We start from the raw sequence: 13,256 nt of genomic DNA, 5'->3' as shown, positions 1-13,256 counted from the left end.
TATCTGACCGGTCAGACCGGTGCGTGCATTCCTGAATTGACCGTTTGCCGGGTGTATACTTCACTGAGCTTCAGTGTCAGCTTCTCCATACTCACCAGTACCCGCTGCTGCGTATCCAAGATACAGAGGTCATAGGTTGTCAGCCCGTCAGTTCCCGTACTCCACTTAGCAAGCAGCTGGACATCCCGGGTCAAAGGATGATGCACTATACATCTACCCAGCCTGCGGTATTCAAGCCGGGTTGCCTTTGCGGTCAGCCGCACCAGGGAATTCAGCATGTCATCAACCGCCGCATAATGGAATAGTGCCTGATTCTGATGCTGCGCAGGCTCCTGTGCTTCCTTAATGCGGAGCCGGATCAGTGCCTGACCAGTGCCGGTCTGCAGCTCTTGAATGGTCTCCAGATGACGGTATAGAGCAGAATCAGCCTCCGGCAAAAGAATCGGCGCACCCAGCCCGCTCATACGCAGCGGTACCGGATCAGCGGACTGGCTTCCAGCAGGGACGGCCGCCTTGCCCTGGGCGCAGATGACATATCCGTCTTGTCCGCTCTGGTAGCCGCTCTCACATTCAACATGCGTCCCTGCTTCGTATAGAGAAGTCAGCATGCTGTCCGCAGCTCCGGGCTGCGGCTGTTGTCCCCAGACCACATCTTCAATCACCCGGCTGGATGCTTCCAGCGACAGCTCAGCGGTGATACGGAACAGCTCAATGAATCCGGAAGGAGGCAGGCCGCAAGCCGGTTCTGATTCCTTAAGGACCGTCTCGTACTGCTGCTTGCTGAAGCTGGAACGGTTGCGGTCCACCAGCGGATGCAGCTTCTCCTCTCCCCCGTGATTAGCGGGAACGGCAGCTTCGGTTCGTGTAATCCAATAACGCTCTCTCTCAAAAGCATAGGTCGGCAGCGGCACAATCCGCACCTGCTCACCCCAATGCAGCTTCGGCCAGTCGATTCCGGCCCCCTGCACCCATTCCGCTGCCAGCTGTGAAGCCTCTCCAGCCGTTGATAGTCCCCTTCTGGTCCGCTTGGATACTACACCGGAATAGTGCTCCTCCAAGCCCGCTCCGGCAATGTAATTGTTCAGCTTCTCCAGCAATTGCTGGAGACTGGAGCAGGCGAAGGCCAGGCGGCAGGCCATTTCTTCCCGCCCGGTCTGCAGGGTGTAGGCGGCATCTGCAAATCTGACATCCCGGTTCTTGTCCAGGAAAGCATGCAGCTTCACTGCCATTTGCTTCAGGGAATAGGGAGTTTTGGCGGATAGCACGATGACCTGCTCCTTATTGCTGCCATCATTGCCGGTTATGCCGCTGTTGCCAGAGATAGACTGCCCCGCCGCCGCTCCCTGCTGAACTTCAGCATTGTATTCCTCAACCAGCACATAGGCATTGGTGCCACCGGCCCCGAAGGAGCTGATACCGGCCCGGCGGACAGCCTGACCGGCCGGTCCATCAACCGTCCATGGCCCCTCCTCACGCTGCACACGGAAATATGAATTCGTAAAATCAATATTGCTGTTGGTCTTCTCTGCATGAAGAGAAGGGGCAAGCCGGCGGTGCTTCATCTGCAGCAGGACCTTCGTAAGGGAGGCGATGCCTGCCGCCGCTTCCAGATGGCCGATGTTGGACTTCACCGATCCGATGGCGCAGAATTGCTTGGGCGGATTCGCTTCGCTGAATACCTGATTCAGCGCATTAAGCTCAATGGGATCGCCCAGCTTGGTTCCTGTGCCGTGCGCTTCAACATAGGAGATGCTGTCCGCCGGCACTCCTGCCTGCTTCAACACCCTGGAGATCAGACTGGCCTGGGCAGCGGGATTGGGAACAGTGTAGCCGCTGACCTTGCCGCCGTGGTTGATGCCGGTCCCCTTAATCACGCCATAGATATGGTCGTGATCCCGAATCGCTTCGGACAGAGGCTTGAGCAGAACCGCCCCTACTCCTTCGCCCGGAACGAACCCGTCGGCTGCTTCGCCGAAGCTGTGGCATTTGCCGGTCGGCGACAGCATTTTGGTCTGGCACATCAGCACATATTTGTAAGGATGCAGATACAGGTTCACTCCGCCCGCTACCGCAAGGCGGCATTCTTTGTTCTTCAGGCTCTCACATGCAGCATGAATGGCCGCAAGCGATGAGGAGCAGGCGGTGTCCACCGCAAGGCTCGGGCCGCTAAAGTTGAATAGATAAGAGATCCGGTTGGCGATAGACCAAGGCGACACATTGGGCATGGCAGCCAGATTGCCCCGTGCCCATTCCTCCGGGCCCCATAGCTGATACGAATAGGTAGTTGTCCCTGCGAATACACCGACATTCGCGCCATGCTCTTCCCCGGGACGCTGGAGCTTCTGCTTGGTATAGCCTGCATCCTCCAGCGCGGACCAGACCGTCTCGGCAAATATCCGTTCCTGCGGGTCCATGATTACCGCCTCGCGTGGCGCAATATGGAAGAATGCCGGATCAAACTTGTCCACATCCTCAAGGAAGCCGCCCCAGCGGCTGTACATCTTACCTTCCTGTACCTGCTCGAAGCTTCCGCCCAGGAATTTCTTGTAATCCCAGCGGTCTGCCGGAATCTCGGAGATACAGTCTTTTCCGGCTGCGATATTGTTCCAGAATTCATCAAGATCTGCAGCCAGCGGATATTTGCCGCTGAGCCCGATGATTGCGATCTCGTCATTGCCTCCGTTCGCACCGCTGTTGCTGCTTCCTTGTCCGCTCTGTGCTGCAAAGGATATAAGCTCCGGCCATCCCGCAGCTCCGGCTACCGGGAAGACTGGCGGTTCTGCGTACCCGGCGGCTGGTGCAGTTCCCGCTTCATATTCCGGCAGACGGCGCCCCGGCTCTGATTGCAGGTCTATCTCCCTGTCAGTCTGCGCCTGCTCCGGAAGGTTCTTCCCTGTCCCGTTACTATGGAACAGCTTGTTCAGCGGACCGGAATATTGGCTGACCATATGGGCAGCCAGACTCTCCAGGGTCTGGTATTCAAACAGCAGGGTTTTGGACAGCTCGCCCAGGTCCTCTTCCAGCTTGCCGTTGAAGTAACCGACCATGACCGATTCGATACCGTACTCTTCGAATTCCGCAGTGATATCAATCTCTTCCGGCTGCAGCTTAAGCAGCCCGCTGAATAGTCCTGTCAGGTATTGCAGAGTACTGTCCAGCAGGGCAGTGCCCGGCACGGCCGGCACAGCCTCTTCCTCCGCTTCCTCAGTGATATTCTTCCGTTCTGCCTGTTCCATGCGGTTCATCCGGTCCAGCAGGCTGCTCACGCGCTCCGGCTGTCCATATCCGACAAGCAGCGCAGGATGACTGCTCTGCCGGAGCAGCCATTCAAAGGCTTCGATCCCCTGCTCTACCGGAAGCGGCGTCAGCCCTGTCTGAAGCTCAAGAATTCTTCGCTGCCCGGGGGTCAGCTGCATGCCGTCCGCTTCCCATAGCGGCCAACCCGCCGAGAAGGTGCGCCCGGTGCGTCTGCCTGCTGCAACCAGCCGTTCACGGTACAGGGCGAATTCGTTCATGAAGCTGTTCGCGTAAGCATAATCCGCCTGTCCGGGATTGCCTGTCTCTGCTGTAATGGAAGAGAACAGCAGGATGAAGTCCAGGCTCTCCTCCTGCGCAGCCTGATCCAGATTCAGTGTGCTGATCATCTTCGAGGAGATGATTCCGTCCAGGTCAGAGCGGTCCTTGTTCAGAATATAGGCATCACTGTGTGTCCCTGCACAATGCAGGATACCGTCAATTCTGCCGTATTTCTGCTTCGCATACCGGATCAGCTCCTGCGCAGCCTGACTGTCTGAAGCATCTGAGACCAGGTATTCTGCCGAGCCTCCATACGCCCGAACGGTTGCCAGGTGCGCCTCTTTATTCTGATCAAGCCGGGAACGGCCGGTCAGGATGAGCTGCGCCTGTGCCGTGCCTGCCAGATAAGCGGCGAATACACGCCCCAGACCGCCAAGTCCCCCGGTGATAATATACACGCCGTTTGTTCTAATACTGACCGGAATGCCAACCTCCACTTCATTTCGGACTGGAACGAGCCGCTTGACGAACCGGCCTGCGGCGCGGTACTGCACCTCTTGCTCCTCAGGGCGAAGCTGCAGCTCCTGTCCGAGAATCGCTGGGAGCTCCTCCTGCCGCAACGATGCGGCCAGGGAGACGGTCTTAAAGCAATACCCGGGATTCTCCAGGCGCAGCGTCTTGATGAACCCGCCCAGCGAGGCATCCAGCACACTTCCCATGTCTTCTGTGTCCTTGAAGGCATAGACCAGACGGATATCAGCCGCAGCCTTGCTCTGCATCAGCGCCTGGGTCAGCAGCAGTAGCGGATATATGCTGTGGTTCAGCTTGTCCTGCGGCTCCATTGCAGCAGACGATGCGGCATAGATCAGCTGTGTAAGGCTTACGCGTCTTGCCCGCAAGGAATCCAGCAGTGTCTGGAGCTGCTGCTTGTCATCGAAGCGCAAGCTGTAATGATTATCGCCGGTCTGGGCGAATTGCTCCGCCGCAGTGACGAAGATCAGCCTTGCCCCTGCTGCGAAGCTGCGTTTGAACTGGGGCAGAGCCTCCAGATCGTCCAGGAACAGCACCACATCACCGGTCAGTGCCCCTGCCGCTTCCAGCGGGCTGGGAGTCCATTCTGTGGTGTAATACAGGGGGGCTTCCCGTTTCCCCGTCTGAAGTCCGGCAAGCCGCACGCCTTGCAGCTCCCAGACTGCTGCTCCATCCCCGGTGAACACTGCCAGTGTATATTCATCACCGGCAGTACGCCGGGCCTGAACTGCAAATTGCTGCAAATGCTTATGTGAGTAAGACATTTGACGGATGGAATGCAGCACCATTGGACACAGCGGCTGCTCCAGCGCTGCAAGGGCCAGCAGCGTATGCACGGCTGAATTCACTGCTGCGGCGCTGAGAGAATCCGCAGGCGCGGCTTCACCGAGATCCACGAAGGCCAGCAGGCGGTTCTGATCTTGGTGCAAGCCTGTGACATGCCTCAGTGCGGACTCCATACCATATAGCGAACGGAGCAGCTTCCGGCTCTGCTTCAGGAGCAGTCCCCCTTGTCCTGCCAGCGGGATCTCTTCGGCTGTTAAACGGGCTGGCCCGGTCCCGTCAGCCTTAACCGCCAGGGTACACTGAAAGACAACCTGCTCCCCGGCCCTGATCTCTGCTGCAGCGGGTTCAAGATCCGGGAAGATATGAACATCCAGGGCAGGATGGAGCTGCTGCCGGTTCAGAAGACCCGACCACTCCATATTCTCCAGCTGCAGCTCCTCCCGGGCATATCCGGCCAGCTCCAGAGCCTCCCGCGCGAATGCGAGCAGTCCCAACCCGTTCATATACTCCTGTCCCTGCCAGCTTACCGGTTCATAGAATCCGCTGATTACCGCCGGCCGGGAGGAGAACCGGAAGCCGCCAATCGTTGAGAGATTGTACTCCACCAGCTCTCCAAGTCCAGTATGCTCAGGGACGGCAGCCGGCAGGCGGTTATCCCGCCGTTTCACCTCATTGATCCAGTAGCGGTTCCTGGCGAAGGGATACGTAGGCAGCGGCACCCGCCTGCAACGCCCTGCTTCGTATAGCTTCTGCCAGTCCACATCCAGTCCGAGGGACCATAGCCGGGCAATGGTACTGGTATTTCCACCGCCCAGCAGCATGTCGACATAAGAGATTCCCGTCTGCTGGGCATTGAACAGCTCAATGTAATCCTTGAAGCCTTTGATATTCCCCCGGAACACCTTGCCATCCGGCAGTCTGCCCTGATTGAATTCGTCCAGCAGCCCCTTAAGCTCCGAGACAGAACCCGCTGTAATCGCCATCCGCTCTGCGAAGGCTTCCCGTCCCAGCTGGAGAGTGTAGGCTATGTCCCTTAGACTGGCTGTCTCAGCCTCCGGGAGCTCCAGGTAATGCGCAAGCTTCAGCGCATAGGCCTTCAGCCGGTCCTCTGTTCTGGCGGACAAGACGATGATATGCGGTTCTTGGTAGACATTAGTTCCTTGGATATTACCGCCTTCTTTGCCGTCTCCGTCCTTCCCCCCGCGCTCTGGCGGAATGTATTCCTCCAGAATAATATGCGCGTTGGCTCCGCCTGCCCCGAAGGAGCTGACTCCCGCACGGCGCGGATATTCCTTCTGTCCTTCGCCTTCCGGCAACGTTACACGATTCCATGGGCCCGCCTGCCGCTGAACCACAAACGGCGTATCCTCGAAATGAATGTGGCTGTTCAGCTCCTCCGCATGCAGCGAAGGCACTAACACACCGTATTTCATTTGCAGGAGCACCTTGGTGATGGCTGCGATCCCCGCTGCCGATTCGCAGTGCCCGATGTTGGATTTCACCGAGCCGATGGCACAGAACTGCTTGTCGGCTGACCCGTCCTTGAAGGCTTTGACCAGTCCGCTGACTTCAATCGGATCACCGAGTGAGGTGCCTGTACCATGGGCTTCGATGTAATTGACTGTACGCGGGTGTATGCCCGCAGCCTGCATGGCTTCCTGAATCGCTGCGCCTTGCATAGACGGATTTGGCACTGTATAGCCGGTTGTTTTCCCGCCATGGTTGATGGAGCTGGCCTTGATCACAGCATAGATATGGTCTCCATCCTGAACCGCCCGGTCCACCGTTTTCAGCAGCAGGGCGCCTACGCCCTCCCCGGGCACATATCCGTCACCGCCCTCGCCGAAGCTTCTGCATCGTCCATCGCTGGCCGCGAACTTCTGCTGGCTTAAGAATATGTATTTATCGGGATGAATCGACACATTCACCCCCCCTGCAATCGCGAGGTCACTCTCCCCCCGCCGGATGCTGTCACAAGCCAGATGGATGGAAGTAAGCGATGAGGAGCACATCGTATCCAGGGCAATGCTGGGTCCGTTCAGATTGAGATGATAGGATACCCGGTTGGCAATGGACGCGTAGACTGAGGATAAGGCGATTTTGCTGCCGTCCACCTCCGCGTCCAGTAGCTGATATTGCCCGTACATGACACCTGCGAAGACACCGACCTTGCGGCTGCCGAGCGTATCGCGGGTATATCCGGCATCCTCAATGGCGCTGTAGGCGCATTCCAGGAACAGCCGCTCCTGCGGGTCCATAATCTCCGCTTCGCGGGGGGAGATATTGAAAAACAAGGCGTCGAAGCGGTCGACATCATCCAGGAAGCCGCCCCATTTGCAGTACATTTTGCCTAGCTGATTCTTGTCTGTGGTATAGAATTCGTCAATGCTCCAGCGGTCTGCGGGAATCTCTGTAATGCAGTCCTGCGCCTGAAGCAGATTCTGCCAGAAGGTCTCCAGATCCGGCGACATCGGGAACTTCCCGCTGACTCCGACGATGGCAATATCCTCCGTGCCCCGGCTGCGTCCAGGGTTGTTCTGCCCTTGCCCGGCAGCAGCGGAAGGCCGGCCCGCTTTGGGTGTGACGGGGCTTTTGCCGGAAGGCTGATGGCGCACAGCAGGACGATGAAGCTGCGGCACCGCCGCCTTCGGAGGGATTGGACTGATCTGAGGCTCAATGAGCCGTGCCAGCACACCGCTATGCTGTCCGGTGAAATATTCACTCAACTCCCGCAGCGTCTGGTATTCAAACAGCAGCGTCTTGGACAGTCCGCCGAAGCTTGCCTCCAGCTCCTCATTGATGCTCATCGCCATGATGGAATCGAAGCCGATTTTCTCGAAGGAGTCGTCCAGGCCCAGGGCATGCGGCGGAATCTTGGTTACTTTGATGAAAATATCCTTTAAAAGCCGCTCCGCGCCTAGCTTAAGCACCTCCGTATCAACTACCTCAGGAGTTGCTTCTTCCGGCAAGGGTGCTGCTTCGCTGTTTGCTCCTGCCTGGACTGGCTTGTGCCGGTTCCCGCGCTGAGGGTCATTGATCGACTCCACCGTCTGCCCGATCCGCGCAGCGTCCCCATAGAGCACCACGGCATTTCCCGGCCTATCGCGGCAGATTCTATCGAAGGCCTTCAATCCTTCAGCCGTAGGCAGGACAGAGAGGCCCAGATTTTTGCGCATGAAGTCCAGACTGTCCGCCGTCGTTGTCATCCCGCCCTCTTGCCACAATGGCCAGTTGACCGAGAGGACGTTGGTGCCATCAGATGTGCTTTTGCTATTGGCATAATGGTCCATGAAGCTGTTGGCGTAAGCATAATCGCTCTGCCCCAGATTGCCGGTTACGGCAGAGATGGAAGAGAACAGCAGCATGAAGTCCAGCGGCTCACGGCCGAATGCTTCATATAAATACTGCGTTCCATACACTTTGGCAGCCAGCACCTGCTCCAGTTGCTCCCTCTCCTTAAGCAGGAGGAAGGAATCACTGGTCATTCCCGCACAGTGCAGGATTCCGTTCACCCCGGGGAAGCTTGCTCTGGCTGTGGCATGCAGCCGCTGCACATCCGCAGAGCTGGCAACGTCGGCCTGGATATATATCACCTTATTACCGTTACTGCTCAGCGTCTTCAGCTTGTCTTCGAGTGTACGGTTTAGCGCCGTTCGCCCGGTAATCAGCAGACTGGCGGACCGGGTATCCGCTAAATGCCGGGCCAGCGTATAGCCTATTGCCCCCAGCCCCCCTGTGATGATGTAGACCGGGGAGTCTGCAGGCATATGCTCAATGAAGGGAACGGCCGGAGCTGTATACTGCTCAAAGTGAGGCACATAACGGCGGGATTCCCGGTAGTGGATCTCACGGTGATCGTTCGACATGGAGCCCAGCTCCAGCCGCAGCTGCTCCAGCATGAACGGGGCAAAGTCCGCACGGCACAGATCGGTAGACACCGTCTTGAACAGCAGGCCGGGGTTCTCGATCATGACACTTCTCACGAAGCCGTCCAGCGCGGCATGTACTGCATCATTATCCGATTGTCTGTACTGGAACAGGATCTTGATACCGGTACGTATCTTGAAGGTAAGCAGTGACCTGGTGAGTGCGAACATTGAATAGATGCCGCTCTCCATGGCTGCTTCCGTCCCGCTCCCTTCCTCCTGCGACAGAAGATGAAGAATGCTGCCGGGATAACGCCCCTGCTGCTCCAGCCCGGACAACAGGCGCGTGTAATCCTCCTGAGTGCTCAGTGAATACCGCTCTTGTCCAGTGTTTTCGGTCTCGCCTGCTTCCTCCGCCACGGCAAAAGTAAGCGACTGGAAGCGGGAAGCTAACTGGCTGCGCAGCATGGGTTCCAGGCTTGCGTCAGCCGCCAGCACCAGCAGATGCCCGGAAGAATCACCTGATCCGGCTGAAAGCGGCTGTTCCGCCAAGCTTTTAGTGTAGGTCAGGAGCACTTGCTTATCCGAATGCTTCAGCGCGGCGATCTGCCGGAGGCCTTCCTCCTTGGAGACGGCTCCGCTGGCGATCCTTTCAATAATTGATCTCATTTAGCTTCCCTCCAGCATTCTCTCAACTTCATCTATTCCGGCTTCTCCGGCCAGCAGCTTATTCAGCATCTCGTCCAGCAGCACACTTGCCGCTGAAGAGGTTATTTCAGCCGGAGCTGCGATATTGCTCTGCATCCCCGGGGTCAAATCCCGGCCCGAAAGGCAGGAGAAGCGCACCGCCGGCAGGCCCGAGCTGTTCAGCAGCAGCAGATCGAACTGCATCCCCTGCTCCTGCCCAGAAGCTGGTGCTGGCGCTGCCAGACAATAGCTTACAAGGGTCAGTGGCCTGTAGACCTCTACAGCCTGCAAGACCGAAGGAACGAAGGTTCCCGTCTGTTGCTGGCCGCTAAGCACCGAATACAGCGCGGTCTGCATCGCTCCGTCGGCAAACGCCGGATGAAGAATATATTCATGGAGCGGCATTTGCGTACTTGCGGGCAGCACCAGCTTCGCCAGGGTACCATACACTCCGGTATACACGGCTTCAATCGGCCGCAGATTCATGCCGTAGTTCATTCCATGGTCAGCGAACAGCGCATAACAGTCTTCGCCTTCTGTGGTACGGCTGGCGGTCTGGACCATACGTGCGATATCCGCCGTTTCCGCCTCCGCCTCCGTATCCGGGGCAAACGATTCAGCCACTTCAAGCTCCGAATAATTCACAGTACAGGTGCAATACAGTACTCTAAGCCCGTTCCCGTTCAGGGAATAGATGCTGGCTTCGATTGCCTCTTCCTGAGCTGCTAGCCCGACATAGACGTCCAAGCTGGCTGCATTCTCCGGCAGCTCCAGTGTTCTGCGCCATTTCACATCTGTTAATGACTGCACCCGCCACTCCCGGCTGGCGAGCAGCCCGGCTCTCCAGGCCATTTCGAGATAGACTACCCCCGGCAGAACCATCCGGCCCCGGATAACATGATCATGCAGATAGGCGTCGGCTGCGCTTAAGCTTTTTTTGTAGCATTGCTCCTCAAAGACGGATTCATTGGAATCAATCACCGCAGCCAAGACAGCAGGCTTGCTGCTGTTGTATACAGCGGTTGCGTCTTGCGCAGAGCTGTACCAATAGCGCGTCCGGTCAAACGGATAGGTGGGTAAGGAGATTCTGCAAGGCTTGCTCTGCTGCGGATACAGCAGCTGCCAGTTGAAGTTCACCCCGCTTGTCCACAATCTGCTGAGCTGGCTCAGTCTGCCGGACTGCACCAGGGACAACAGGAATGCTTCTCCTTCCTCGCTCTCTGTGAAGACATCGCGGATTTCACTGCCGGAGCTGACGTTGCCTGCATAGACCCCGGAGACTTTACGGTCGCCGGCCAGGAACCGGCCCAGCTTCTCCCGCAGCTCCTGCGTACCGGATACCACGATTGCCAGCCGTTCCTCCATGCTCTCCCGGCCGGTCTGGAGCGTGTAGATCAGATCCTCCAGGCGGAAGCCATCGGCTGAGGCAGCACCGTCAGCGCTGGTTATTCCTCCTTCAGGCTCAGGCGCTTCTGAAGAATCTGCGCTCCGTTCGTGTCTGGCTGCAATGGCGGATGAACCTAGCTGCTCCAGCAGATAAGCGGCAATCTCATCAATGGTGGTGCTGCCTGTCCAGAGGCTGATTGGGAGCCGGACCGGATAGGCTTCATACAGTGTGTCCGCGGCCGTTATCAGCTCTTCTTTAGACAGGCCGTATTCATCAATGGCCTCCTGGGCGCTGATCTGTGCGGGCAGCAGGGCCGATTGCAGGAGAGCGGCAGTGATATCGGCGACTACGTATCGCTTCAGCGTGCTGCTGTCTGCTTCTTCAGGCGCACTCTCCGGCCGGATCGTACGGTCCAGGTAATCCAGGATGTGCTTGGCGTACGCATTCAGCCGGTCTTTGCTTTTGGCGGAAAGAATAAAAATGTGTGGTCCGCCAGTGTTATCGCTGTAATGCGCGGATACAAGGCTTCCCTGCTTCCGGTGTTCCTCCAGGATCACATGCACGTTCGTGCCGCCTGCGCCGAATGAGCTGACCGCAGCATAACGCGGATATTCTCTGGTCTGGCCCTCCTCTTCCAACACTACAGGCTTCCACTCTCCCAGGCTCCGCTGAACATAGAAAGGGGTCTCTGCAAAGTTAATATTCGGATTCAGTACCTCGGAATGGAGCGAGGGCACGAGCTGCTTATGCTTCATTTGCAGCAGCACCTTAATGATGGATACCACTCCGGCTGCGGACTCCAGATGGCCTACATTGCTTTTGACCGAGCCGATGGCGCAGTACTGGTTCTCTGCTGTCTGCAAGCGGAAGGCCTTCGTCAGGCCGCTGATTTCAATCGGATCGCCGAGTGCAGTACCTGTTCCATGGGCTTCTATATAGCTGATCGCCCGTGGATGGATGCCTGATTTGTGCAGCGCCTCGGCAATAATATCCGACTGTGCATTCGGATTCGGAACCGTATAACCGTTCGTTTTGCCGCCATGATTGATGGAGCTCGCCCGGATCACTCCGTAGATATGGTCTCCGTCCTCCACCGCCTTGGCCAGCGGCTTCAGCAGCAGCGCACCGACACCTTCGCCCGGCACATAGCCGTCTCCGCCGCTGCCGAAGGCCCGGCATTTCCCCTCGCTCGAAGCGAACCGCTGATTGCACAGGAACAGGTATTTATCCGGGTGAATGGTTACGTTCACTCCTCCGGCAACCGCAATCTCGCTATCCCCCCGGTAAATGCTCTCACAGGCAAGATGCAGTGCAGTCAGCGACGAGGAGCACATCGTATCCAGTGCAATGCTGGGACCGCTCCAGTTGAAGAAATAGGACACCCGGTTGGCGATGGACGCATACGACGAGCTGAGTGCCAGCGTATTGCCTTTGACGGTCTCCTCCGCTCCATACATTTGATAATGGCCGTACATGACACCGACGAAGACACCGGTCTTGCTGTTCCACAAGGATTGGCGGGTATATCCGCCATCTTCAATCGCGCTGTGTGCACACTCCAGGAAGAGACGCTCCTGCGGGTCAAGCTGCTCCGCATCTCTTGGCGTTAATTGGAAGAACAGCGGATCAAAGCAATTGTATTCGTCAATGAACCCGCCCCACTTGCTGTACACCTTGCCTTTCTTGCCCTTCTCGGGGTCGTAATAGCGGCTGTGATCCCACCGCTGCGGCGGAATCTCGGAGATGCTGTCCACCCCGTGCTTCAGGTTACTCCAGAATTCATCCAGATTCCGGGCCCCGGGAAAAGCGCCGCTGATGCCGATGACCGCAATCCCCCCGTCCTTGGCCGGATGTTCCTGCTGAACGGCCTGCGGCTCGATACGGGAAGGTATTCGCTTCTCTTCGTTACTCCGGTCCTTGCCGGGTGTGGAGAAGGATCTGTATTTCTTCGGCGCTACTGTCTCTACAGGCTTGTCCTGTACTCTTGCAGATGCTGCTGCCGGAACAGCGGGCTTCTCCGTCTGCTCCAGGTTCTGTCTAATATGCCGGTATCCGGCGTGCGCCTCCAGCAGCCCGCGCTGATGCTGAACGAAATACCCGGCCAGCTCAGCCAGATTGCCGTATTCAAACATAAGCGTCTTCGGAAGATTCGGGAAATCCTTGTCCAGCAGACCGTTAATCTCCATAATCGCAACCGAGTCTACTCCGTACTCCTCCAGACTCTGACCCGCATTGATCCGCTCGATCTCAAGGCCGGTGACCTGTGAGAGCAGCCCTTTCAAATACTGCACAGTGTAGTCCTGGAGACTCCTGTCTCCGCCTGAGCCGGGCCCAGCTCCTTCACCTGTCTGTCTGGTGCCGGTATCTGCTTGTTCTGCGGGCTGACTCTTGAACTGCTTGATCAGCGTGTAGCCCTGCTCCGGGTCCAGCGTTCCCCGCTTAATCTGCTCCAGAATCCTGCCCATCTCCAGATTGGCGTCACT

Annotated in this window: 1 protein-coding gene and 1 pseudogene; both read right to left on the bottom strand. The window is 57.5% G+C overall.

Annotated elements, in window-relative coordinates:
• Positions 1-11: 11 nt before the first annotated feature.
• Positions 12-9,368, bottom strand: coding sequence for an SDR family NAD(P)-dependent oxidoreductase (locus MKX63_RS28485; RefSeq protein ID WP_341021933.1), 9,357 nt, complete (start codon positions 9,366-9,368; stop codon positions 12-14).
• A 153-nt stretch (positions 9,369-9,521) separates the two neighbouring features.
• Positions 9,522-13,049, bottom strand: a pseudogene (locus MKX63_RS28480) (beta-ketoacyl synthase N-terminal-like domain-containing protein); the annotation flags it as partial.
• Positions 13,050-13,256: the final 207 nt, after the last annotated feature.

It is taken from the genome of Paenibacillus sp. FSL R7-0179, assembly GCF_038002265.1.
GTDB lineage: Bacteria > Bacillota > Bacilli > Paenibacillales > Paenibacillaceae > Paenibacillus_AQ.
Note: the sequence above shows the minus strand (reverse complement) of the source record. Positions and strands in the feature narration are given on the sequence as shown.

Coding starts and splice junctions, on each gene's coding strand:
- MKX63_RS28485 (WP_341021933.1), bottom strand. CDS start 9,368: ATGAGATCAATTATTGAAAGGATCGCCAGCGGAGCCGTCTCCAAGGAG.